Source organism: Corallococcus sp. Z5C101001 (genome assembly GCF_007352635.1).
In the GTDB taxonomy this organism is placed as follows: domain Bacteria; phylum Myxococcota; class Myxococcia; order Myxococcales; family Myxococcaceae; genus Corallococcus; species Corallococcus silvisoli.
Window position 1 is genome coordinate 50,532 of sequence record NZ_VKLU01000008.1, and the last position, 22,483, is coordinate 73,014.

General features: G+C 72.2%; 19 protein-coding genes. 8 read left to right on the forward strand and 11 right to left on the reverse strand.

Features of this window, described 5'->3' with window-relative positions; all coding sequences use genetic code 11:
• Nucleotides 1-8: 8 nt before the first annotated feature.
• The 3 genes from FOF48_RS18105 to FOF48_RS18115 form a co-directional block, all read right to left on the reverse strand.
• Entirely contained in the window at nucleotides 9-1,211 is a 1,203-nt protein-coding gene (locus tag FOF48_RS18105) for an efflux RND transporter periplasmic adaptor subunit (RefSeq protein ID WP_143903347.1), read from the reverse strand.
• Nucleotides 1,199-2,812: a TolC family protein gene (locus FOF48_RS18110; protein ID WP_143903349.1), complete on the reverse strand. Its 1,614-nt coding sequence runs from the start codon at nucleotides 2,810-2,812 to the stop codon at nucleotides 1,199-1,201. The genes FOF48_RS18105 and FOF48_RS18110 overlap by 13 nt, the downstream gene beginning before the upstream one ends.
• 171 nt (nucleotides 2,813-2,983) lie before the next feature.
• On the reverse strand, nucleotides 2,984-4,504 hold the full coding sequence (locus FOF48_RS18115) for an FG-GAP-like repeat-containing protein (RefSeq protein ID WP_161667106.1): 1,521 nt from the start codon (nucleotides 4,502-4,504) through the stop codon (nucleotides 2,984-2,986).
• A gap of 320 nt (nucleotides 4,505-4,824) precedes the next feature.
• Between FOF48_RS18115 and FOF48_RS37130 the strand changes: the two genes are divergently transcribed.
• Nucleotides 4,825-4,950: a hypothetical protein gene (locus FOF48_RS37130; protein ID WP_255442334.1), complete on the forward strand. Its 126-nt coding sequence runs from the start codon at nucleotides 4,825-4,827 to the stop codon at nucleotides 4,948-4,950.
• A 4-nt stretch (nucleotides 4,951-4,954) separates the two neighbouring features.
• Here the strand turns inward: FOF48_RS37130 and FOF48_RS18120 are convergent, their stop codons facing one another.
• Nucleotides 4,955-7,012 (reverse strand): HEAT repeat domain-containing protein, encoded by a 2,058-nt coding sequence (locus tag FOF48_RS18120; protein WP_143903353.1) that lies wholly within the window; start codon nucleotides 7,010-7,012, stop codon nucleotides 4,955-4,957.
• A gap of 155 nt (nucleotides 7,013-7,167) precedes the next feature.
• On the opposite strand from FOF48_RS18120, the gene FOF48_RS18125 reads away from it, so the two are divergent.
• Both FOF48_RS18125 and FOF48_RS18130 read left to right on the forward strand, forming a co-directional pair.
• On the forward strand, nucleotides 7,168-7,995 hold the full coding sequence (locus tag FOF48_RS18125; RefSeq protein ID WP_143903355.1) for an alpha/beta fold hydrolase: 828 nt from the start codon (nucleotides 7,168-7,170) through the stop codon (nucleotides 7,993-7,995).
• A gap of 39 nt (nucleotides 7,996-8,034) precedes the next feature.
• Nucleotides 8,035-8,319: a DUF427 domain-containing protein gene (locus FOF48_RS18130; protein ID WP_143903357.1), complete on the forward strand. Its 285-nt coding sequence runs from the start codon at nucleotides 8,035-8,037 to the stop codon at nucleotides 8,317-8,319.
• A 1-nt stretch (nucleotide 8,320) separates the two neighbouring features.
• On the opposite strand, the gene FOF48_RS18135 is transcribed toward FOF48_RS18130, so the two are convergent.
• Entirely contained in the window at nucleotides 8,321-9,364 is a 1,044-nt protein-coding gene (locus FOF48_RS18135) for an oxygenase MpaB family protein (protein WP_143903360.1), read from the reverse strand.
• Nucleotides 9,365-9,584: 220 nt separating this feature from the next.
• On the opposite strand from FOF48_RS18135, the gene FOF48_RS18140 reads away from it, so the two are divergent.
• The gene (locus FOF48_RS18140) at nucleotides 9,585-10,604 is read left to right on the forward strand and encodes an ABC transporter ATP-binding protein (protein ID WP_143903362.1); all 1,020 of its coding nucleotides are present in this window, start codon (nucleotides 9,585-9,587) and stop codon (nucleotides 10,602-10,604) included.
• Here FOF48_RS18140 and FOF48_RS18145 read toward each other — a convergent pair.
• Nucleotides 10,595-10,792, reverse strand: coding sequence for a hypothetical protein (locus tag FOF48_RS18145; RefSeq protein ID WP_143903364.1), 198 nt, complete (start codon nucleotides 10,790-10,792; stop codon nucleotides 10,595-10,597). The two genes, FOF48_RS18140 and FOF48_RS18145, sit on opposite strands and share 10 nt — an antisense overlap.
• A gap of 212 nt (nucleotides 10,793-11,004) precedes the next feature.
• Between FOF48_RS18145 and FOF48_RS18150 the strand changes: the two genes are divergently transcribed.
• The 3 genes from FOF48_RS18150 (at nucleotide 11,005) to FOF48_RS18160 (ending at nucleotide 14,187) form a co-directional block, all read left to right on the forward strand.
• Nucleotides 11,005-11,319: a DUF2171 domain-containing protein gene (locus FOF48_RS18150; protein WP_143903366.1), complete on the forward strand. Its 315-nt coding sequence runs from the start codon at nucleotides 11,005-11,007 to the stop codon at nucleotides 11,317-11,319.
• A 258-nt stretch (nucleotides 11,320-11,577) separates the two neighbouring features.
• Complete coding sequence (locus FOF48_RS37555) at nucleotides 11,578-12,600, forward strand: kelch repeat-containing protein (protein ID WP_304503226.1); 1,023 nt, start codon at nucleotides 11,578-11,580, stop codon at nucleotides 12,598-12,600.
• A gap of 147 nt (nucleotides 12,601-12,747) precedes the next feature.
• Nucleotides 12,748-14,187, forward strand: a complete 1,440-nt coding sequence (locus FOF48_RS18160; RefSeq protein WP_143903369.1) for a M24 family metallopeptidase — start codon at nucleotides 12,748-12,750, stop codon at nucleotides 14,185-14,187.
• Here the strand turns inward: FOF48_RS18160 and FOF48_RS18165 are convergent.
• The 3 genes from FOF48_RS18165 to FOF48_RS18175 form a co-directional block, all read right to left on the reverse strand.
• Nucleotides 14,184-15,347: a cytochrome-c peroxidase gene (locus FOF48_RS18165; protein ID WP_143904213.1), complete on the reverse strand. Its 1,164-nt coding sequence runs from the start codon at nucleotides 15,345-15,347 to the stop codon at nucleotides 14,184-14,186. The two genes, FOF48_RS18160 and FOF48_RS18165, sit on opposite strands and share 4 nt — an antisense overlap.
• A 131-nt stretch (nucleotides 15,348-15,478) precedes the next feature.
• Nucleotides 15,479-15,883: a hypothetical protein gene (locus FOF48_RS18170; protein ID WP_143903371.1), complete on the reverse strand. Its 405-nt coding sequence runs from the start codon at nucleotides 15,881-15,883 to the stop codon at nucleotides 15,479-15,481.
• Nucleotides 15,884-16,116: 233 nt separating this feature from the next.
• A complete protein-coding gene (locus tag FOF48_RS18175) occupies nucleotides 16,117-17,871 on the reverse strand; it encodes a S8 family serine peptidase (RefSeq protein ID WP_143903373.1) in 1,755 nt (584 codons plus the stop codon).
• Between the two features lie 344 nt (nucleotides 17,872-18,215).
• Here FOF48_RS18175 and FOF48_RS18180 point away from each other — a divergent pair, with 344 nt between their 5' ends.
• Nucleotides 18,216-20,516 carry a serine/threonine-protein kinase gene (locus tag FOF48_RS18180; RefSeq protein WP_143903374.1) on the forward strand — a complete coding sequence of 767 codons (2,301 nt, stop codon included), beginning with the start codon at nucleotides 18,216-18,218 and terminating at the stop codon, nucleotides 20,514-20,516.
• A 27-nt stretch (nucleotides 20,517-20,543) separates the two neighbouring features.
• Here the strand turns inward: FOF48_RS18180 and FOF48_RS18185 are convergent, their stop codons facing one another.
• Both FOF48_RS18185 and FOF48_RS18190 read right to left on the reverse strand, forming a co-directional pair.
• Nucleotides 20,544-21,197, reverse strand: a complete 654-nt coding sequence (locus FOF48_RS18185; protein WP_235686122.1) for an RDD family protein — start codon at nucleotides 21,195-21,197, stop codon at nucleotides 20,544-20,546.
• A gap of 114 nt (nucleotides 21,198-21,311) precedes the next feature.
• Nucleotides 21,312-22,283 (reverse strand): PDR/VanB family oxidoreductase, encoded by a 972-nt coding sequence (locus FOF48_RS18190; RefSeq protein ID WP_143903378.1) that lies wholly within the window; start codon nucleotides 22,281-22,283, stop codon nucleotides 21,312-21,314.
• Nucleotides 22,284-22,483 lie beyond the last annotated feature (200 nt).

Consider the following 22,483-nt stretch of genomic DNA (forward strand, 5'->3'; position numbering starts at 1 on the left):
GCGGCCCCCTACCGACCCGCGTCCGCGCCGCCGCCCGTGCCCTGTGGCGGCGGCAGGGGCATGGCTTCGCTCTGGCCCTGCTTCGGTTCTGCGGGCCTGGGCTGGATGGGCATGCCGTCGCGCAGCTGCTGCACGCCGCTGATGACCACCTGCGTGCCCGCGTCCAGGCCCTTCAGGACCTCGTAGTCGTTGCCCTCGACGAGCCCCAGCGTCACCGGCTGGCGCTTCGCCACGGTGCCGGCGTCGCCCTGGCCCACCACCATGGCGAAGGACTGGCTGCCCTGCCGTGTCACCGCGGTGGTGGGCATGGTCAAGGCCTCGCGCACGTCGTAGACCAGCTGCGCGCGCACCAGCTGGCCGGCCCTCAGCCCTCCGGTGTTCCGGAAGGCGGCCTTCACCTCCACCAGCTGGGTGGTGGGGTTGGGCGTGCTGGCGATGAAGAACGCGGGCGCGCGCACGAGCGCCTTCCCGTCCACGTCCACCACCTCCAGCGGCGTCTGGCCCAGCTTCACGCGCGCGGCCTGGTCCACCGGCACCTGCACGGACAGCTCCAGCAGCTCGGCCTGGTCCACGATGGTGAGGCCCGTCTGGGGCGTGACGTAGTCGCCCAGCTTCACCGGGATGTCGCCGACGACGCCGTCGAAGGGGGCGCTCACGTTGAAGAACCCCAGCTGCACCTGCTGGTTCTGGATCTGCGCCTCCACCGCCTGGGCCTGGGCGTCGGCCTGCTCCGCCTGGGCCACGGCCTGTTCGTAGTCCTGGCGGCTGACGAGCCCTTCCTTGAGCAGCTGCGCGCTGCGCTCGCGCGTCCGGCGCGCGTATTCGCGGCTGGCGACGGCGGAGGACTTCTGGGCCTGGGTCGCGCGCAGGTTGGCCTGCTCCTGGCGCGGATCCACCACCAGCAGCACCTGCCCGGTCTTCACCGGGACGCCAGGGCGGATGGGGATGGATTTCACGTAGCCGGCCACCTGCGGGTAGATGGTGATGCTGCGCCGGGAGATGAGCGTGCCCACGTACTCGCCGATGTCGCGCACCGTGCCGGGCTTCACCTGGAGCACCTGCACGGACACGGGCTTGCCGCCGCCCTGGCTCTGCTTGCCCGCCTGCGGCCCCCCGCCGGGCGTGGACTGGCCGGGGTCCTTGCCGCTGCATGCTCCCGCCAGCGCGAGGACGAGCCCCCACGTACCCCAACCGCCCCTCACCAATCGCATGCTGCCTCCGACAGGAATGCATCCACCTGGGCCTGGTGGAACTGGAAGTCGGTGATGACCAGATCCAGCTCCGCCTGCCGCAGGGCCCCGGCCGACTCCACCAGCTCCAGGCTCGTTCCGGTGCCCACCTCGAAGCTGCGGCGGGTGAGCCGGTCATTCTCTTCCGCCAGCTGGCGCTCGCGGTCCGCCAGCTCGCGCGTCGCCAGCGTCACCTGCACGGCGCGCTTCGCCTGCGTCACCTCCACGGCGATGTTGCGCTCGCGCGCGGTGATGTCCGCGTGGGCCTGCTCCAGCTGGCCGCGCGCCTGGCGCAGCCGGCCCTCGCGCGCGCCGCCATCCCAGAAGGGCAGCACCAGGCTGGCGCCGACGTTCCAGATGGGGACCTTGGCGAAGCCCGGGTTGACGGTGAAGGCATAGGTGCCGCTGGTGAGGTCCAGGGTGGGGGCGTACTGCCGCTTCACCTCGCCGATGGCGCGCTCCGCCACCAGCAGCCGGGAGCGCGAGGCGGCGATGTCCGCCCGGTTCGACAGCGACTCCAGCGTGTGACAGGACTGGCTCGTGCCCTGGAGGAGCGTGGTCAGCTCCAGGCCCTGTCTGAGCCCCACCGCGCCCGGGGTGCCCAGGGCGAGCCCCAGGGACTCGCGGGCCTTGCGCAGGTTCTCGTCACCGGTGACGAGGTTGCGGCGGGCGGTCTGCGCGTCCTGCTCCACGCGCACGACGTCCAGCCGGGTGCCGGCGCCCAGGTCGAAGCGGCGCTGCGCGAGCGACAGCCGCTCCAGCGCGGTGCGCAGGTTGACGCGGTTGACCTCCGCCAGCCGCTCCATGGAGGACACCGACACCAGGGCCTGCGCGAGCCCCCGGGTGAGCTGCCGGCGCGTCTCCGCCAGGGACAGGGCGGCGGTGCGCCGCGTCTGCTTCGCGCTGCCCAGGGCATAGAGGCTGGCCAGGTCCACCACCGGCACGGTCGCGTTGAGGACGCCCACGCCCAGCAGGTCCGTGGGGGTGCTGCCGGCCCCGCTCGTCGGCACCGTCCCCCCGTCGAAGAAGATGAAGCTCGGGTTGAGCAGGTTGTACTGGGCGGACAGGTTGCCGCTGACGTTGGGCAGCAGGTTGGAGAGCGCGATGCGCCACGCGCCCGCGGCCGCCTCCACCTGGCCCAGCGCCGCCTGGAGGTCGGTGGAGCGCTGGCGCAGCAGCGTGAGCGCTTCGTTCCAGGACTGGAGCTGAAGGGGGGCGGGAGGCACCGGCGCCAGCAGCGGATCCGACACGTCCGCGTGGAAGGGGGGTGGCACCTCCGGGACGGAGTCCGGGTCCTGGGCCGCGGGCGTGCCGGCGCGAGGGGCTTCCCGTGCGGGAGCGTTCGGCGCGCGGGGGACAGGCGCCCGCGTGTTTGGCGAGGCTGCGTTGGGGGCCGGCGCGGTGGGCGGGGGCGCGTTCGTCGCGGGCGCGGTGGGCGTGGCCGGCGCGGGAGCCTGGGGGGCGCGCTGCATGGGCGCGGTGTTCTGCGCCAGGGCCACGGGGTGTCCGGAGCCGGGCTGAGCGGGAACCGCGCCGGGGGTTCCGGTCTGGGCCAGCAGGGCTGCGAACAGAAGTGCGTTCATAAGGGGTGCTCCCCAGGTAGGGGCGAAGCCACCCCCCCGCCACGGGTTCGCGCCCCCACTGCTCCAATGGACAACACAGACACGCGGGTGACTGCTCATCAGTGAATGGACAGACATGCCCGGGGTCCCGGATGGCACCGCGGGACCCAGGACATGCCAGGGCCGTGGCCCTCAATCGCAGGAGACGAGCAGGATGCTGATCGCGGTGCAGCGGCGCGAGTCCTGGTTGTTGGCGGCGTTCGGATCCTCGGGCTCCCCCGCCACGCGGGTGGCCGTCACGGTGTACGGCAGCCCGATGTTGAGCAGGCCCAGGGGGACGGTGAAGAAGCGCGACTGGGTGGCGCCGACCGCCAGGGGCCCGAAGCCGCAGGTGACGGTGCCGGAGGACGCCGTGCATTCGCTGGAGCTGGCGGACAGCCCGGCGGGCAGGGCGGAGCGCACGGTGGCGGCGTTCATCACCGCGGGGCCGTTGTTGGTGACGCGCACTTCGTAGCGGATGTAGGGCGTGAGCAGGCCCAGGTTGGGCCCGGCGAAGAGCTGCACCCGGGCGTCCGCCTTCAGCGCCGTGGAGGTGTTGAGGAACACGGAGACGGTGTTGCCCGCGCGCTGGGCCGCGATGAGGTCCGGCTTCCCGTCGGAGTTGAAGTCGCCCGTCGTCAGCGCGGAGACCGGGTGGTTCGTGGGCAGGGTCGTGGGTTGACCGAAGACCCCGTCGCCCGGGTTGAGGAGCACGGTGATGCCGGACGCGGCGCTGGAGGCGAGGGCCACGTCCACGAACCCGTCGAGGTTCAGGTCCGCGGCCGCGAAGGCGGTGGCGTTGACCTGGGTGGAGAGGGTGCGGGCCTCGCCGAACTCGCCGTTGCCGTTGCCGGGCAGGACGGACACGAAGCCGTTGCCCGCGACGAGGATGTCCTTGCGGCCATCCCCGGTGGCGTCCGCCAGGAGCACGCGGGTCGCGCCCCCGGCGCTGGGATAGGTCTTGTTTGGATAGAAGGCGCCGTCGCCCCTGCCGCCCAGGAGGGTGACGAGGCCGGAGGCGTCCACGGTGACGAGGTCTGGATGGCCGTCACCGGTGATGTCCGCCGCCGCGAGGTCCACGGCGGGCGCGGACAGCGGCAGGAAGAGGGTCTGCGGCGGCGCCCCCGTCCCCTGGTTGAGCAGGATGACGACGCGCGGCTGGGCGGACAGGGTCGCCACGTCGATGCGCGTGTCTCCGTTGAAGTTCGCGGAGGTGATGCCGCGCAGGGATTCCCCTTGGGGGAGGATGAGGGTCTGGCTGGAGGACGTGAAGCCGTCCACGCCGTCGCCGTTCAGCGTCTCGAGGACGCGGGTGCCCACGTACGCGACGTCGAGCGTGTTGGCCCCGCCGAAGCCGCCGGTGATGACGGCGTTGGGGAAGGTGTCTGGGTTGAAGGGCACGCGCTTCGGGGCCGGGGCGAAGCCGCCGGCGCCGTTGCCCAGGAGGACGGAGAGGCTGTTGTCGGAGGGGTTGGCGGTGATGGCGTCGAGCCGTCCATCGGCGTTGAAGTCACCCACGGTGACGGCCTCGGGGCCCGGGGAGGTGACGCTGTTCACGGGGGGCGCGAAGCCGAGGGGGGCCGCCGCCCAGGCGGGAGCGGAGAGGCCCAGCAATCCCAGGCACAGGAGGGTCTGCGGAGAGGAGCGGGGGTGCTTCCTGATTCGCGAGTTCATGGCACGTCCTGACGCGTGGGTTGCAACAGGGGTTGGCCCAAGGTGCGTCGCGTGCGTCGGAAGGGCTTCTGTCCTGGAGGGAGGGAGCGAGTTCAGGTCCGTGCGCCGGGCGGGCATGACGTCGCGGAGCTCCGCCCTGGTCTGTTCCTCCTCCGCCCGCACCGTGACGAGGTTGAGCGCCATCTCCGCCGAGAGACGGTGCGGCTTCCCGGTGGGGTTGGGTGAAGGTTCAATTCCTCTCAAGTGCTTGGGAGGAAGGAATCCACGTCTGGATATCCTCGACACGGGGGGCGCTGGATGCGCGGGCTGCCCCTGGCTGTGTGCCTGCGCTCCATCCGCGCGCGCTCAAGCCCCAGCTCTGCGAGAAGCAGGGGCCCCTCATGGACATGGGCGCGACCTACGCCGTGGACGTGCCGGGGCGGCGCATCCTCGCCGTCCGGCACTGAGCGCTCACGGCGCCGGCATCATGCCCAGCCGCTGCTTCGCGGGGCGGCTCTGCGGGTCGAAGCGGAGCGCTTCCTCCAGCCGCTCGCGGCCCTTCGCCACGTCGCCCTGCACCATGTACAGGTCGGCCAGCCGCACCAGCACATCCGCGTTGTAGGGCTGCAGGTCCAGCGCCTGCTCGAACTCACGCGTCGCGGTGGCCACGTCCCGGCGGCGCATCGCCAGCTGCCCCAGCATCACGTGCGGCTGCACCAGCCCCCGCGTCTCCGGCGCCTGGGCCAGCATCTCCAGCGCGGGGACGCCCCGCCTGTCTCCGAACGCGGCCAGCGTCAGCGCCGCGCCCTGCCGCACCCACAGCGAGCCATCCTGCAACAGCGCCACCAGGTCCTCCGTCGCCTCACGCGCGTTCGCGCTGCCCAGCCCGTCGATGATGTCCGAGCGCAGCGTGCTGTCCGTCGTGCCCTTCAGCGCCGCCCGCAGCGCCGGCACCGCGTCGTGCTTGAACCGGCGCGCCAGGAGCTGCGCCGCCACGCCCCGCAGCGTCGCCGCCTCCGCCGTGTCCGCCAGCACCGCCTCCAGCGAACCCCGGCTTGCCGCCGCCGTCTTCTCGTCGAACGCGTCCGCCAGCCGGATCCGCCGCTGCTGACGCACCTCCGCCTGGGGCCACCACTTCGTCAACGCCTGCTCCATCGCGTCCGGCGTCTCCTTCGTGTGGCAGGTGTTGCACGCGTTGGGCACGTCATGGCGCGCCGTGTTCCGCGGCACCGGCACGTCCAGCGCGTGGTCCGCGAAGTGGTCCAGCACGCCCGACACCACCGGCGGCATGTGACACGCGAGGCAGTCCTGCGCCGCGGCCGCCTTGTGGTGCGTGTGCTTCTCTCCCTGCGCCATCACCTCCGCGTGACAGCCCTGGCACGTCGCCGCGTTCACCGCCGTGCGCGCCACGGCCGTCTTCGGCTTCTTCACCTCGTTGGGGGCGCTCGGGTCGTGCGGCGCCGCGTGGCACGTCAGGCACGTGGCCCCTCCCTTCAGGTGGCACTGGGACTGGATGAGCGCCTGGTACTCGAAGCTGGAGGTGCTGGGACGCCCGTCGGTGAAGAAGTCACCGGAGCGCTCGTTGCCCACCAGCAGCACCATGGGCTGGTAGCTCGCGTCATAGCGCTGGCCAGGCTGGAAGCGGTGCTCGGCGTCCAGCATGGGGAACAGCGTGCGGCGCGGCCCGTGGCACTGCGCGCACACCGCGAAGCCCTCCTCCTTGGGCAGCTTCCGCGGCTGGATGATGTCCGCCGGCGCCTGCGACTCCGCGTGCCGCCCCCCGGGCCCGTGACAGGACTCGCACGCGACGCCCGCGTCCGCGAACTTCGTCTCCCACTGGTGGCTCGCCCGGTCATAGCGCGTGTCCAGCCCCGTCACGTGGCAGTCCAGGCACGCATGCTGCGCGCTGCGGCGGAAGTTCGCCCAGAAGAACGGGTGGTCCGGCGCCAGCGCCCCCTGCTTCTTCTCCGAGTAGTCCACCCACTCGCCCTTGCCCGTCACGTGGAAGTACACCGGCAGCACCTGCCAGCGCCCGTCCGGGAGCAGCGTGATGGGGTCCTGCATCCGCTTGCCGCCCACCACCCACTGCACCGGCCACTCGCCCAGGTTCCCGTCCGCGCCCTTGGTGCGCATCAGGTAGTTCTTCCCGTCGCGGCGCATCCACGCCTCGCTGGACTCGCCCTGGAAATGCGTGCCCGCCGCGAACGTGCCCACCACGTATGGCTTCGCCGCGGGCGAAAGCGCGCGCGCGTGCCAGTCGTGCTTCCAGCCGGCGTGCTGCGTTTCGTGGCAGTCCGCGCACACCTGCGAGCCCACGAAGTGATTCGGCTTCGCGGGCGGCGCCTCCACCGTCTTCACCGGCGCCGGCGCCACCGTGCTCCCCGCGTCCAACGGCGGCGCGGGAGCCTGGGCAACCACTGGCGCTGGCGCTGGTGGCGCGGAGGGCGCTGACGAGCGCAGTGCGAGGAACAGGCCCACGGCGAGGACGACCACCGCGACGGTGACGAGGACAGGGCGAGAGGTGCGCATCCGGAGGTGCCACCCATGCTCCTCCCAAGCGCCGGACGGCACAAGCGGTGCCCCGCGTGTTCCCGTCTCCTCCAGTGGACACTGCCCTCCCGGGTAGGACTGCGTTCCCGGCGAACCATGGACTAGGGTCCCGGCTGGCGAAGGGAGGTCCGTGTATGCCCATGCGGTCCGTGAATGGAACCCGGCTGTACTACGAGGACACCGGCGGTGCTGGGGACGTGGTGCTCTTCAGCCACGGCTTGCTGTGGAGCACGCGCTTGTTCGACCCGCAGGTCGAGGCCCTGCGCGGCCGCTTCCGCTGCATCGCGTACGACCACCGGGGGCAGGGCCAGAGCGACGTGCCGCCCGAACCGGCCATCGACATGGAGACGGTGTACGCGGACGCGGTGGCGCTCATCGAGTCCCTGGGCGTGGCGCCGGTCCACTTCGTGGGCCTGTCCATGGGCGGCTTCGTGGGCATGCGGCTCGCGGCGCGGCGTCCGGACCTGGTGCGCTCGCTGGTGTTGCTGGAGACCTCCGCGGACCCCGAGCCGCCCGCCAACGTGCCCCGCTACACCGTGCTCAACCTGGTCGCGCGCTACCTGGGGCTTGGGCCCGTGAGCACGCCGGTGATGCGCATCATGTTCGGCACGTCGTTCCTCACCGACCCGGGCCGCCAGGCGGAGCGGGCGCTGTGGCGCGCGCGCCTGAGCGAGAACCGCCGCGACATCTGGCGGGCCGTCAACGGCGTCCTCAAGCGCAAGGGCGTCGCGGAGGAGCTGCCGCGCATCCAGACCCCCACGCTGGTCGTCGTGGGCGAGGAGGATCGCGCCACGGTGCCCGCGAAGGCGGAGCGGATCCACTCGCTCATCCCCGGCTCTCAGTTGGTGCGCCTGTCGCGCGGCGGCCACTCCTCGTGCGTGGAGGAGCCGGCGCTCGTCAACGCGGAGCTCGCCCCCTTCCTCACCCGGCATGCCTCCACCGGCGCCGCGCACACCGGTTGAGGCGCCGTTACCCCCCTTCATCCCCAGGAGGTCATTGCCATGCCCGTCGCGAAATGGAACGGCGTCGTGCTCGCCCAGAGCGACCGCTTCGAGGTGGTGGAGGGCAACGTCTACTTTCCGCCCGACAGCCTGAAGCGGGAGCTCTTCAAGGCCAGCGTGACGCGGACCCACTGCCCCTGGAAGGGCGAGGCGAGCTACTACACGCTGGAGGTGGACGGGAAGACGAACCCGGACGCCGCCTGGTACTACCCGGCGCCCAAGTCGGCCGCGTCCAACATCCAGGGGTACGTGGCCTTCTGGAAGGGCGTGACGGTGGAGCGCTGACTCACCCGCCCCGGAAGTACGTCGCCCAGCGCCCCGCGTTGCGCAGCTGGGTGACGACGAAGGCGGGGATCCACTGGAGCAGGTTGGCCTCCGCCTTCACCGCGTAGCCGCCGAGCAGGCCCGGGTCGATGCGGTGGGCGTCCAGGTTCGTGGGGTAGGGCGCGGGCAGGCCGCCGAAGCACTCGCCGCGGGCGAAGAAGAGGTCCCACAGGGTGGCGGCCTCCGCGTGGTCGTCCGGGATGAGGCGCGTGTCCACGCCGAGCAGCGAGCCCACGAGCTTCCAGAAGAAGTACCAGCGCTGCTCGTTGAACTCGTAGCCTTTGTCCCGCCACGCCTGCGCCACGATGTACGCGAACGTCAGCAGCGTGAACGCGACCCCGCTCTGGTTGTAGGAGCGCCGCCCCGTGTAGTGCGACCGGTAGTGGCCGAGCGCGGAGTTGTGCATCTGCGCCAGCAGCAGCGTCGTCGCCAGCGTGCGCGTGCTGTAGAGGCTGCCCCAGCCCATGCTCATGTTGCCGTAGAGGATGCGCAGCAGGATTTGCGCCGTCTCGATGACCCGGCGGGACACGATGTCGCGCATGACGCTGTGGGGGCGCTGCTCGAACAGCGAGGACACGTCCTTGTGGTAGTACGTGGCCTTGAAGGACACGCCCGCCAGCTCGTTCACGGAGGTGGCCTGGAAGAAGATGTAGAAGGCCTCGTCGCGAGCGGCCTCGAAGTCGCGCAGGAACTGCGCCGAGGAGGGCACGCCCGTCACCGCCGTGGTCGCCGCGGAGGAGGCGGGCTCGTAGAGCACCTTCGCCAGCCGGTGGTCGCTGTACGTGTTGCCCCAGAAGCCCTCGATGGCGCTGAAGGCCTTCAGCGCGGGACGCCACTGCGTGCCCCCCACCCCGGGCGTCTCCCGGATGTGCTTCTTCCAGTGCAGCCGCAGCCCCTCCATCAGCTCCGGCTCCGCCGCGGTCATGATGCCGTAGAGGCTGTTCGCCGCCGTGAGCGGGTCACCCAGCAGGGCGTCCAGGTGCTGGTGGCGGAAGGTGAAGGGCATGGGCGGGGCTCCAGCGGCGGCGCGTTCCCTCGGGAGTCTAGGGAAGTGTTGACCCTGTAACAAACCGCTCCAATTGCAAAACCAGACAGGTAGGGGATGTCCTGGGTGTGACGGCGCGGCGCGCGGCGGGCTTCACGGGAGGGAGGGAGCGGCGATGCTGGGGGCTTTTCCGGACCCGGGCGTGGGGTGGTCCCGCGGGGTGCGGTGGAGGTGTGGCGCGGTGGCGACGGTGTCCCTGCAGGACGTGCGCAAGGTGTACCGGGGCGGGGTGGCGGCGGTGAAGGGCGTGACGCTGGACATCGCGGACGGCGAGTTCGTGTCGTTGGTGGGCCCGTCCGGGTGCGGCAAGTCCACGACGTTGAACCTCATCGCGGGGTTGGAGGAGCTGTCGGGTGGGGAGCTGCGCATCGACGGGCAGGTGGTGAACGACCTGTCGCCGCGCGAGCGCGACATCGCGATGGTGTTCCAGAGCTACGCGCTCTACCCGCACCTGGATGTGGCGGGGAACCTGGCGTTCCCGCTGAAGGTGGCGGGGATGGGGGCGAAGGACGTGGACGCGCGCGTGCGCGAGGTGTCCCAGGTGTTGGGGTTGGAGGCGCTGCTGGCGCGCCGGCCGAAGGAGCTGTCGGGCGGGCAGCGGCAGCGGGTGGCGCTGGGGCGCGCGTTGGTGCGCCGGCCGAAGGTGTTCCTCTTCGACGAACCCCTGTCCAACCTGGACGCGGCGCTGCGCACGCAGATGCGCGGGGAGATCAAGAAGCTGCACGAGCAGCTGAAGGCCACGTTCATCTACGTGACGCACGACCAGGCGGAGGCGATGACGCTGTCGGACCGCGTGGTGGTGATGAGCCAGGGCGAGGTGCAGCAGGTGGCGCCGCCGCGCGAGCTGTACGACGCGCCGGCGAACCTGTTCGTGGCGGGCTTCTTCGGCTCGCCGCGCATCAACCTGGTGAAGCCCCAGACGCTGGGGTTGCCGGCGGGTGACGCGGTGTGGGGCCTGCGGCCGGAGCACCTCCAGGTGGGGCAGGGCCCGGTGCCTCCGGATGCGCGCGAGGGCCGCGTGTACCTGGTGGAGCCGATGGGGGCGGAGGTCTGGGTGACGGTGGAGACAGGAGGGGAGCGCATGGTGGCGCGGGCGCCCGGGGACTTCCGCGCCGCGAGCGGGGACGCCGTCTGGCTGCGCCACGACGCCCGGTACCTGCGCCGGTTCGACGCGGGCACGGGGCGCGCGGATCAGGCGTAGACCTGTTCGCTCTCCACGGCGGGGTTCAGGCGCCGCTGGAGCGCCTCCAGCCGGTCGTAGCGCTGGCGCAGGGCTTCCTTGAACTCGCGTTGCTCCGCGTGGGCGAGCTCTTCCAGCAGGGCGTGCAGGGAGGAATCGATGGCGTCCTTCAGCACGCGCGATTCGTCGTTCGACAGTTCCAGCAGCATGGCGGGAGGCCTCCTGCGGGAACGTTAGGCACCGCGCACCGGTGTCGCGCGAGGGGCTGTCCTCCCGCCGTGGAGGGGAGCGGCGCGGGGGCTCCTTGGGCCGCCTGGCGGGGCGCGCACGGCGGCGGGAGCGGCCCCACTCTTGGTGAGGACCCCCGGGCCCGGACGCGGCGTCCCGCCTCCCGGGCCCTTCGAGCGCGAGGAGCGACACGATGATTCACGCGGGAGACGTGCGCGAGGGCATGGCGGTGCGCACCGCCGACGGACAGTCGCTGGGCCGGGTGGCGGGCGTGGGCGCCACGCACTTCGAGCTGGAGCAGGGGCTGGTGCCCATTCCCCGGCGCGACTACCTCGTCGAGTTCAGCGACGTGGACTCCGTGCGCGGGGATGAAATCCAACTCAAGCCCGCTGACCATTCCCAGCTCACGCTGGAGGTGGATGACGACGGCGGGGCCCTGCCGCCGCGAAGCAGCGAGGGCCTGGACGCGGAGCCCTCGAGCGACCCCCTGGGTCCCATGCGGCACTGACGCCGGAACGGCGCCTCCGCCCTTCGGGCGTCCGGGGAATCCGACCTGGAGGGCAGGACAAGGCCTTGGAATCACAAGGCCTTGCGCGGCTTGCATGTCAGACCGGCCCGGTAAACGGACCCCTCGGCCAGACGTCCCGGTGGGGTCATGCGACGGTTTTCGACATCTTGCGTCACGATGCTGTGGTTGGGAGTGGTGTTGGCGTGCGGGCCCGGTCCGAGAGCGGATGCGGGCGGGGTGGAGGCGCCAGTGCCGGGCGTGTTGTCGACGCCGCGGCGGCTGTTGCCCTACGTGCTGTTGGAGGACGGGCGGGTGTTGGCGGCGGGGGGGCATGACGGGAGCCGCACGCTGGGCAGCTGCGAGGTCTTCGAGCCGGACACGGGGCGGTGGAGGCCTACGGGGGCGCTGCGCACGTCGCGGCGCAACCACGCGGCGGTGCGGCTCGCGGATGGGCGGGTGTTGGTGGTGGGGGGCTCCAACGGCGTGACGGTGGGCGCGCTGGCGAGCGCGGAGCTGTACGCGCCAGACGCGGGGACGTGGACGGCGGCGGCGCCCATGGGAGAGGCGCGGAACGATCCAGCGGCGGTGGTGTTGCCGGACGGGCGGGTGTTGGTGGCGGGAGGGACGGACGTGGACCTGCGGCCGGTGCGCTCTGCGGAGCTGTACGACCCGGCGACGGGGACGTGGCGGCCCGCGGAGGCGCCGGGCTTCGTGCGAGGAGGTTCAGGGACGGCGGTGGTGTTGCGCACGGGCAAGGTGCTCTTCGCGAGCGGCTTGCAGGCGGAGCTGTACGACCCGGCGACGGGGCACTGGGAGAAGGCGGGGGCGGTGGGCGGCGCGGCGGGCACGCATCGGCTGGGGCACACCGTGACGCTGTTGCCGGACGGGCGCGTGCTGGTGGTGGGGGGCATCACGTCGCGGGCGGCGGAGACGGCGGAGGTGTACGTGCCGGAGCGGAACGCGTGGGAGCGGGTGGAGGACCCGGCCGTTCCGCGAGAGCACCATGCGGCGCTGCTGACGGGGGACGGCATGGTGCTGATGGTGGGCGGCGAGCACTCCTCGCGAGGCACGCTGGCGTCCGCGGAGCGCTTCGATCCGGTGCGGGGCATCTGGGCGCAGGCGCCCACGCTGCATGAGCCGCGAGGCGAAGCCGGCGTGGTGTGGCTGCACCGGGGCACCGTGCTGGTGGTGGGCGGGGTGAATGAGCTGGGCCCCCTGGACACGAGCGAGGAGTACGTCCCGGCCACGCCCGTCGTGGCCCAGGCCCCGCAAGAGCCATGATCCGGAATTTCTTGGACAGACACTCCATGGATTCAAAGTGAAGCCAGGACAGCATGTCTGGCTTTTCCACGGCTGACCGGCAACGCGGAGCCCGCCGCCGCGCATCGGTGCGGCGGCGTGTCAGGGCGCGTGACAGACTGCGCGCCCATGCGCTCCTGGAAACACCTGCTCGTCGTCCCGCTCGTCTGCTCCTCCGCCTGCGCCACCGCGCCCGTCGCGCCCTCGAAGCCCGAGGCCCCGGCCGCCGTCATCGCGCCCGTGGCTCCCGTGTCCGCGGCTCCCGCTCCCGCCGCGCCGGTGCGCCCCTTCGGCACGCTGCGCGAGCAGGCCGACCGCCAGCAGGCGTGGCTCCGCGAGCGCCTGGAGACCGCGCTGCCCCAGCTCATGCGCAAGCATGGCGTGCGCATGTGGATCGTCCCCATGCGCGAGTACAACGAGGACCCCGTCTTCAAGGCGCTCGTGTCCCCCACGACCTTCGCCGCGCGCCGCCGCACCATCTACGTCTTCTTCGACCGCGGCGAGGGCCAGGGCGTGGAGCGGCTGGCCCTGGGCGGCAGCACGCAGGGGGGCCTCTATGAAGCCCGCCGCGCCCCGCAGCTGGTGGACCGCGGCGGGGCCCGCCGCGCCGCGGAGCTCCTGGGCCCCGAACAGTGGCAGCTGCTCAAGCAGGTGGTGGAGGAGCGCAAGCCCGACTCCATCGCCATCAACGTGTCGCCCGCCATCGCCTTCGCCGACGGCCTCACCCACGGCGAATACGAAGGCATGGCCCAGGCCCTGGGCCCCACCTGGGTGAAGCGCTTCAAGCCCGCCGGGGGCCTGCCCCTGGACGTGCTCGGCTGGCGGAGCGCCGACGAGGTCCGCTTCTACGAGGACCTCACGAAGCACGCCTGGGACATCATCCAGACCGCCTTCTCCAACGCCGTCATCACCCCCGGCACCACCACCACGAAGGACGTGGAGTGGTGGATGCGCCAGCGCCTGGCCGATGAGGGCCTGGACACCTGGTTCCAGCCCGACGTGGACGTGCAGCGCCAGGGCTTCACCGACGAACAGCTGGGCGAAGCCCCCGTCATCCAGCGCGGCGACGTGCTCCACTGCGACTACGGCATCACCGCCCTCCGCCTCAACACCGACACCCAGCACATGGGCTACGTGCTGCGCGAAGGCGAGACGGACGTCCCCGAAGGGCTCAAGGCCGCGCTGAAGGCGTCCAACCGGCTCCAGGACATCGTCACCGGCGAAATCAAGCCGGGCCGCACCGGCAACGAGGTGCTGCGCGCCTCGCTCGCGCGCATGAAGGCCGAACGCATCGACGGCACCGTGTACTCACACCCCATTGGCCTGCACGGCCACGGCGCCGGCCCGATGATTGGCATGTGGGACCGCCAGGAGGGCGTGCCCGGCAACGGCGAGCACAAGGTGATGCCCAGCTCCTGGTTCTCCATCGAGCTGCAGGCGACGAGCCCCGTCCCCGAGTGGAACGGCCAGCCCGTGCGCTCCGCCCAGGAGGAGGACGTGGTGCTGGACGCGGAAGGCGCCGTGCACTGGGCCTTCCAACGCCAGACGGCCTTCCACCTGGTGCGTTAGCGCGCCGCGCCCGTCATGGACTTGAGCAGCGTCACCAGCGCCTGCTTCTCCTCGCTGCTCAGGTCCAGCTTGACGATGGTCTCCGTGCGCACGCCCGCGAAGGTGCCCACGGCGTCGCCGCCCTTGTCGTAGAAGTCGACCACGTCCTCCAGCGTCTTCTCCGCGCCGGTGTGCATGTACGGCGCGGTCAGCGCCACGTTGCGCAGCGACGGCGTGCGGAAGGCGCCCTCCACCTCCGTGGGCTTGCTCTGCGCCTGCGCCTTCAGCGTGGACAGCCGCGCCGCGTCCATGCCCGTCGGCGCGTCGCTGTAGGCGCCCCCGGCGTTGAACTTCCAGGACAGGAGCGCGTCCACCGCGTCCGCCTGCCCCCGCCGCCCACCGCCCGAGTCCTTCAGCCCCAGGTTGTGGAACTTGTCGTCCGACAGCGAGCGGCCCTTGTGGCACACCACGCACTGGCCCTTGCGCATGAACGTCTTCAGCCCCAGGTACGCCGGGTCCTTCTCCTGCGTGCCCGCCTCCACCGCCTGGAGGAAGCGCCGCACGTCCGCGTCGAACGGCGCGTCCGTGCGGTTGAGCGTGCGCTGGTACGCCGCCAGCACCTTGCCCACGTTGGCCAGCAGCCGGTCCGAGTCCGACTCGTCCGCGGGCGCCTTGCCGAACAGCTGCGTGTACGCCGCCGTGTACGTGGGGTCCGCCACCAGCCGCGCGCGCACCACCTGCGCGTCCGAGTTCATCTCCAGCGGGTTCATCAGCGGCAGCACCGCCTGGGACCACAGCCGGTCCGCGCGCCCGTCCCACATGAACCAGCGGTTGTAGCCCGCGTTCAGCAGGCTGGGCGGGTTGCGCACCGTCTGGTTGCCCCCACAGCCTTCCGCCGTGGCCGTCTCCACCGTGTAGGACTCGCCCGTGTGGCAGCTCTTGCAGGACACCGTCCCGCAACGCGACAGCCCGGGGTCCTCGAACAACCGGTGGCCCAGCGCCGCCGCGTCCGGGTTGTCACCCCACTTGTTGGTCGGGTCCACCTCCGGCTTCGCGCTCTGCGTATGCAGGCCGCTCAGCTGGTCGAGCTCATCCTCGGTGGGGAACGGCACTTCGGAGTCGCAACCCGCGCCCAGCAGGGCCAGGGCGAGCAGCGCGGTACGCGGACGGAAGGCAATCATGGGCCGCGGCAGCTTCGCGCCCTTGAGTGCGGCAAGCAATGGTCCCTGTCCTGACGTCTAGCTTCACCCGCACGAAGGCCGGGGCCGCGCGCACCCAGGCGCGCCCCGACCTGCTTCCGCTGTGTGGGGCCCTACTCGCAGGCCAGCTTGAAGCTGACCACCGGCGCCGCGTACTTGGCGATCTTCATCGTCGTCGGGCCCGGGGTGATGACGGGCGCCGCGCCGCTGGCGCACTTGAGGCTCGCGTCCGCCACCAGCTCCACGTTCAGGTCCTTGCCGTCCGGCAGCCCGGCCACGATGAAGCTGCAGCGGTTGTTGCGGCTCTGCTTCACCTCGGCCGCCCCCGGCGCCGCCGCCTCCCCTTCTGTCACCTTCACGCGCACCGACGTGCACGGGTCGCCCTGCAGCCCGCTCGCCGGATACGTGATGCTGCCCGTGACGGTGGCGTTGCCCCCGCGACCCGCGACCGTCGCGCCACTCGACCCGGCGCAACCCGTAGCGGCAACGACCAGGGCGGCAACAGCAATTCGCAACATGGATGTCCTCAATTCAAGAATGAAAGGGTTTTTCGCGCCGGTTGGCTGCCTTCCCGGCGGCCATTGGGCGCGCGCCACGTACAACCCAGGCGCGCATTCATTCCACGAAGAAGTGCGTTCTCGATTTCGTTACGTGGCGCTTTTTTCCCGCACGCCCGACTCCTCGCGCTCCGTGTTGCTCAACATCCATGCGCTCCGTGTTGCTCGGCCTCCCAGGCGCTGAGAAACCGCGTTCATTGCAGTCGCAACAAGGCGTCACGCGCGTGGACCAGGCCGTGGCCGAACACGGGGTCCTTGCCCGGCGTGCCCAGGTCGCGCGCGGAGGACTCCATCGCCTCGCGCACCTGGCGCGGCGTCAGCTCCGGCCGCGCGCTCCAGAGGAGGGCGGCCACGCCGCTCACGTAGGGCGCGGCCATGGAGGTGCCGGACACGTGGGTGTAGTCCACCGGGAAGAGGCTCAGCCGCGCGTTGGCGCCCAGGCGCTCCTGGAGCACCGTGCTGGCGGCCTGGCTGACGCTGACCGCGGGGGCCCAGTGGCCGCTCCGGGGCAGCGAGAAGATGTCCACGGTGGCGCCCGCGGGACCGCCGTTCGCGCCGAAAATGACCGCGCGCGCGCCCTGCATCATCACGTTGGCCATGGCCTGGTTCACGGGCAGCGCGCCTGGCCGTACGTAGGCGATGAAGCCGTCGCAGGTGGCGCCCGGACACGACGCGAGCGAATCCCCCAGGCCACAGTCCAGCAGCTTCCCCGCGGTGTCACCCGTGGGGGAGTACAGCAGCGAGCGGGACGTGGGGGACGCGTCGTTCACGGACATCTCCGCGGAGGCGCCCAGCCCGCGGGGGAAGGTGGACAGCACGTCCACGCCCGGCGCCATCAGCCCCAACTCCACGCCCACGGAGGAGAAGCCCGCCCGCCGCTCGGATGCGTCGACCGCGCCCACCGCGAGGACGGACGGGTCGGACGCGGGGTACATCACCGGTCCGCCCTCGTTGCCGGCGGCGGCCACCACCAGCAGGCCGTGGTCCAGCATGGCCCGGAACGCATCCACCGTGCTGCGCGTGGGGGTGCCGCCGCCCAGCGACAGCGACACGATGCGCGCGCCCTGGGATTCGCACCACTCCATGGCGGAGAGCACCACGCTCATCTCCGTCTGCCCCTGCAGGTCCAGCACGCGCGCGATGAGCAGCGACGCCCGGGGCGCCACGCCCACCATGCCGCCGGGGTAGCCCCGAGGGCCGGTGACGCCGCCCTGGCCCATGCGGGCCGCGATGATGCCCGCCACGTGGGTGCCGTGGCCCTGGCCCCATTCGCCCTGGGGGCTTCGGTCGCTCGCGTCGCCGTCATCGTCCAGGAAGTCGCGGCTGCCCACCACCGCGCCCTGGAACTCCGGGTGGCCCATGTCCAGCCCGCTGTCGATGACGCACACCCGCACGCCCTCGCCGGTGGGCGCGCCCGCGTCCAGCACGCCGTCCCCGTCCGCGTCCCACACCTCCGGGGCCTGCACCAGGCGCAGCCCTTCGGTGTACTCGTCGAGCGGTCCGGGGGTGGCCGCCATCACCTGACGCGGCAGCGGCGAGAGCAGCCCGGGCGTCAGGGCCTGGGCGGTCCAGACCTGGTCCACCTCCACGCTCTCCACCCATTCGTTCTCCTCCAGCGCCTGACGCTCCAGGGGCGTCACGCGCGCGGCCACCGCGGGGATGTTGCGGTATACGACGCTCACCTTCGCGCCGGTGCTGGCCGCCAGCTGGGCGCCACTCGCCGTGACTTGCGTGGCCTGCGTGCGGCCTCGGGAGCGGAAGCGGATGATGACCGGCACGCGCCCGTCGGTGCCTGCCTTGGAGGGCATGACGTCATCCAGTTGCTGGCGCGCGGTCATTCCTCCGGCGACGACCCCGGGGCATGTCTGTCCCTGGACCGAGGTCCCCGTGGACGACTCGGGCCCACACGCGACCAGCGCCAGCAACCCGATGATTCCCCATTGCTTCATGACGCGACTCCTTCCGGCAGGACGGCCTTCCGCAGGGCGGCACCCCCAAGCGCCAGGGGGCCGGGAGCTGCACGCCTCCCTCCCAGGGGAAGGAAGCGATGCGCTCTTCCGAGGGAACGCATCTGGGGTCGGAGTCGCAACGTCCCGGGGGGCGCGGGCGGTGGGACGTGCTCGGGTGCACACCTCACCTGTTGTCAGCCGGAACAGGGCCTCGGGAATTCCGTCGGCCCCGGGACTTTCTCTTTTCCACGCGCGAGGTGTCTGGGTTCTGAGAAGAAGGGGAGGCGCGTGGTGCGCGGCTTGATTCCATGGGGGAGTCCGTGCTGCGCTCCGGAGCCGAGTCCATGAGCACCGCACCCACAGAGTCCCCCCGTTTTTTCGGGCGCTACGAGCTCGTCCACCTCCTGGGCCAAGGTGGCATGGGGGAGGTGTACCTGGCGAAGCTGTCCGGGGCCGCGGGCTTCGAGAAGCCCTGCATCGTGAAGACCATCCTGCCGGGGCTGGTGAAGGACCGGCAGTTCCTGGACCGGTTCCACCACGAGGCCAAGGTGCTGGTGCACCTGGTGCACTCCTCCATCGCCCAGGTGTACGACATGGGTGAGGCGGACGGCACGTACTACATGGCCCTGGAGTACGTGGCGGGCGTGGACCTGGGGTACCTGCTGGAGCAGGCGCGCTCCCAGGGGCGGGCGGTGCCGGCGCCGGTGGCGCTCTACATCGGCCAGCGCATCGCGGAGGGGCTGGGGTACGCGCACCGCAAGACGGGCACGGACGGCGAGCCGCTGGGCATCGTCCACCGGGATGTGTCCCCGCACAACGTGATGGTGTCGTACGAGGGCGAGGTGAAGGTCATCGACTTCGGCCTCGCGAAGTCCACCGCGCGCAGCAAGTACACGCTGCCGTCCACGGTGATGGGGAAGCTGGGCTACATGTCCCCGGAGCAGGTGCGCGCCGAGCCGTTGGACCACCGCAGCGACATCTACTCCTGCGCCGTGGTGGTGTGGGAGATGCTCGCGGGCCGTGGGCTGGTTCCCCACGGCACCGTGGGCGAGATGATGGCGGCCATGTCGAACCCGGTGGTGCCGTCGCTGACGGACTTCCGGCCGGACGTGGAGCCGCCGCTGGAGGCCGCGGTGCGCCGCGCGCTGGCGCCGCTGCCAGCGGACCGGTACGCGCGGGCGGATGACTTCGGCCGCTCGCTCAACGCGGAGCTGCTGCGCACGGGCGCGCCGGTGGGCGCGGAGGAGGTGGGCGAGTTCGTCCGCGCCGTCTGCCCGGAGGCCTTCGCCGAGCAGCGCAAGCTGACGTCCGGCGTGCACGGGGAGCGGCGCACGCCGTCACCGGCCGCGAGGAGCGGCTCGTCGGGCACCGGCCTGTATGGCGCTGGCAACGCGGCGGACGGGGCCGCCTTCGACGCCACGGCGCTGCGCACGGTGGGGCCGCCGGACGGTGGGCGGCGGGACACGGGGCGCATCGAAACGGAGGGCTCCGCGCGGGGGCCCAGCGGCACGTTCGTGTCCCATTCCTCCGGCTCTGGCGGCGTGGCCCGGAACAACGACGCCGTGGACGCGGCCGCGCTGGGCGCCACCGCGGTGCACCTGCCCGCCACGACGGGGCAGGCCGCCGCCGCGGTGGGGACGCCCGCGGCGCCCGAGCAGGCGCTGGCGCGGCCCGAGCGCGGCCGGCCGGTGGCGCGGATCGCCATGGCCGCGCTGCTGCTGGTGGGCGCCTCCGTGGGGCTCACCACGTACGTCCTCCGGTCATCGAGCACGCCCGCGCGGCCTCCGCCCGCCGTGCGGTCTCCGCCTCCGGCCGAGCCGGTGGTGGCTACGCCCCCGAAGGTCGAACCGCCCCCGCCGCCGGTGGTGGCTCCGTCCGAGGAGCCGCCGGTGATCGCCGACAGCGCGGCGCCGGACGCGGGCATGGGGGTGGAGGCGGTGCGCGGAGGCGACACGCACCCGGGGGTGAAGCCGGCTCCGGGGACGAAGCGGCCCGTGCGTCAGGCCCTCCTGGTGTCCGTGGACGCGCCGCTGGTGGAGATCAAGGAGACGGGCGGCGGCCAGCGCGTGGCGAACACGTCCGTGCCGTCCGGCATCAACGCGGGCGCGGTGTTCCAGGTGGTGGGGCCCCGGGCGCGCGGGGCCCGCAAGCACCCGCTGCTGGGGACGGCCACCGTGTTGAACATCAAGCCGGACCGCAAGCGGATGACCCTGCGGCTGGACGCGGAGGCGGACGCCGCGAAGGAGCCGCGCTTCGTGGTGTTGGCCACGCGCGCGGCCTCGGTCCCGGTGGCGGCTCCGGCTCCAGCGGAGCCCACGCCGGTCGCGGCGCCCGTGCGCGAGGAGAAGCCCGCGGCGCCGCGCGAACTGTTGGGCAAGGCGCTGGTGGATGGCCTGCTGGGGAGCAACTTCAACCGCACCCTGACGCTCATCAACGACGACACCATCTCCTGGTCGCAGTGCCGCATCATCCTGGCCCGGCGGCAGCAGGCGCTGATGGCGGGGCTGGAGCCCTACCGGGAGCACAAGGTGAAGACGGGGGCGCCCTACTTCTCCGTGCAGGCCAGCGCCCCCATGGTGGCCGAACAGGTGGTCCGCGTCATCTGCAAGGAAGGCCAGGCGGACTTCCCGCTGCGCAAGCAGTAGCCGCGCGGGCTCAGGGAGGCCCGCGCCTCAAGGCGCCAACCGCGCGGCGGCCACGGGGCACTCGGTGCGCAGGAAGCCGGCCACCTCCGTGTCGCCGCCCTTCGCGTCGCGGACCGCGCGGGACAAGGACGTGCGGCACTGCCAGGTGACCTCGCGCGTGCCGTGGCAGCAGTGCCAGCCGGTCAGCGTGCGGTCCAGGTACTGGAGCATCTCCTGGTGGGTGGGCGTGACGATGCTCCACACCGCGCCCGCGAGCAGCGCGGTCCCCACGAGCGGCAGCGGCAGGCCGCGCAGCCAGCCGCGCAAGCCCCCTGGAATCGCGCCCGCGTGCACCCCCAGCCGCTCGTCCAGGGGCCGGCGTTGCAGCACGACCTGGAGCAGCAGCTCCACGGGGGCGGTGAGCGCGCGCACGAGCCCCGTGCCCAGGCCCGGCGCGGCGCCATCGGCGCGCTCCAGCCTCAGGCCCAGCGCGTGACGACCCGGGGTGCGGCCCGTGAGCCCGCCCACGCCGGACAGCACCAGCCACGCGGCGACGCCCGCCAGCGCGAGCTTGCCGGCCGTGGAGACCTGCTCCGCCGCGCGCAACGCGCCCCAGCCCACGAGCGCGGCGCCCGTGAGGTCCAGCAGATCCGCCACCCACAGCCGGCCCTGGTAGCGGGCCTCCGTGGGAGGGGTGTCCATGGTGAACAACATCCCGTGGCTCATCAGCCTCTCTTGTGTGCGAGCGGGGTGCGAGCATAGGCGGCCCGCCGCGTGGAGGCGCGCTTCAATGCATCGCCGCGTGTCGAGGGGCGGCTACAGGTCCAGCACCAGCCGCTTGGACCGGGCTCGCGAGACGCAGACGAGCATCCGCGCGTCGCCCGCGGGCTCCTGTTGGAAGAAGGTGTCGCGGTGGTCGGGGGTGCCCTCGCACACGCGGGTGACGCAGGTGCCGCAGGAGCCGGCCTCGCAGTCGCTCTCCACCTTCACTCCGTGGGTGCGCAGCACGTTGAGCACGCTCTTGCCGGCCGGGACGCGCAGCACCTGGCCGGTGCTCTTCAGCGCCACCTCGAAGTCCTCCTCCGGCTTCGCGTGGGTGGCGGCGGTGCCCTCGGCGGTGAAGGCCTCGAAGTGCACCTTCTCCCAGGGCCACTTGTGCAGCGTCGCCGCCTCGCGCACGGCCTTCATCAGGCCCGCGGGGCCGCAGCAGTACAGCCGCGTGCCCGGGCCCCGGGTGGCGAGCAGCGCCCGCACGTCCAGCCCCTTCGCCGGGTCCCCTCCGTCGTGGTGCACGTGCACGCGGCCCGCGAACGACGGTGAGGACAACAGCTCCGTGAAGGCGGTCCGGTCCTGGCTGCGCGTGCAGTAGTGCAGCACCCACTCCGCGCCGGTGCGCTCCAGCACGCGGGCCATGGCCAGCAGCGGCGTGATGCCGATGCCTCCCGCGATGAGCACGTAGCTGCGGCCGTACAGCAGCGGGAAGTCGTTGAGGGGCGCGCTCACGGTGAGCACGTCGCCCTCGCGGACGCGGTCATGCATGGCCTTGGAGCCGCCGCGCCCCTGGGCGTCGCGCTGCACGGCGATGACGTAGCGGTGCGTCTCGCCCGGGTCGTTGCAGAGGGAGTACTGGCGCATGCCGTCCAGGCCCGGCACCCGCACGTCCAGGTGGGCGCCGGCCTCGAACTCGGGCAGCGCGCCGCCGTCCTCGGCGACCAGCTCGTAGGACTGGATGCCCTCCGCCTCGCGGAGGATGCGTGCCACCTGCACGCGCAGCGTCTTCGTCGTCACGGTATGCCCCCGCTCCCTTGCCCGCCGCCCGCGCGAGACCGAATCTGAGCGCGCACGGTGTGCATGCCGCCGCGTCCTGGGGAGTGGGGGGCAGGGCGGTATTCGCGACGCCTTCTGGACACTCCGGGGGCTCCTGTCCGCCTGCCCTCCATCCGGACGCGGGGGGCAGGGAGGCACGGGTGGGCGCGGCCGGGAATCCA

Excerpts from the sequence above, each read along its gene's own strand:
- FOF48_RS18130 (WP_143903357.1), top strand. The coding sequence starts at position 8,035 with ATGCCCGTCGCGAAATGGAACGGCGTCGTGCTCGCCCAGAGCGACCGC.
- FOF48_RS18115 (WP_161667106.1), bottom strand. The coding sequence starts at position 4,504 with ATGAACTCGCGAATCAGGAAGCACCCCCGCTCCTCTCCGCAGACCCTC.
- FOF48_RS18175 (WP_143903373.1), bottom strand. The coding sequence starts at position 17,871 with ATGAAGCAATGGGGAATCATCGGGTTGCTGGCGCTGGTCGCGTGTGGG.
- FOF48_RS18125 (WP_143903355.1), top strand. The coding sequence starts at position 7,168 with ATGCCCATGCGGTCCGTGAATGGAACCCGGCTGTACTACGAGGACACC.
- FOF48_RS18170 (WP_143903371.1), bottom strand. The coding sequence starts at position 15,883 with ATGTTGCGAATTGCTGTTGCCGCCCTGGTCGTTGCCGCTACGGGTTGC.
- FOF48_RS18135 (WP_143903360.1), bottom strand. The coding sequence starts at position 9,364 with ATGCCCTTCACCTTCCGCCACCAGCACCTGGACGCCCTGCTGGGTGAC.
- FOF48_RS18185 (WP_235686122.1), bottom strand. The coding sequence starts at position 21,197 with ATGGACACCCCTCCCACGGAGGCCCGCTACCAGGGCCGGCTGTGGGTG.
- FOF48_RS18110 (WP_143903349.1), bottom strand. The coding sequence starts at position 2,812 with ATGAACGCACTTCTGTTCGCAGCCCTGCTGGCCCAGACCGGAACCCCC.
- FOF48_RS18120 (WP_143903353.1), bottom strand. The coding sequence starts at position 7,012 with ATGCGCACCTCTCGCCCTGTCCTCGTCACCGTCGCGGTGGTCGTCCTC.
- FOF48_RS18165 (WP_143904213.1), bottom strand. The coding sequence starts at position 15,347 with ATGATTGCCTTCCGTCCGCGTACCGCGCTGCTCGCCCTGGCCCTGCTG.
- FOF48_RS18180 (WP_143903374.1), top strand. The coding sequence starts at position 18,216 with ATGAGCACCGCACCCACAGAGTCCCCCCGTTTTTTCGGGCGCTACGAG.
- FOF48_RS18150 (WP_143903366.1), top strand. The coding sequence starts at position 11,005 with ATGATTCACGCGGGAGACGTGCGCGAGGGCATGGCGGTGCGCACCGCC.
- FOF48_RS18145 (WP_143903364.1), bottom strand. The coding sequence starts at position 10,792 with ATGCTGCTGGAACTGTCGAACGACGAATCGCGCGTGCTGAAGGACGCC.
- FOF48_RS18105 (WP_143903347.1), bottom strand. The coding sequence starts at position 1,211 with ATGCGATTGGTGAGGGGCGGTTGGGGTACGTGGGGGCTCGTCCTCGCG.
- FOF48_RS18160 (WP_143903369.1), top strand. The coding sequence starts at position 12,748 with ATGCGCTCCTGGAAACACCTGCTCGTCGTCCCGCTCGTCTGCTCCTCC.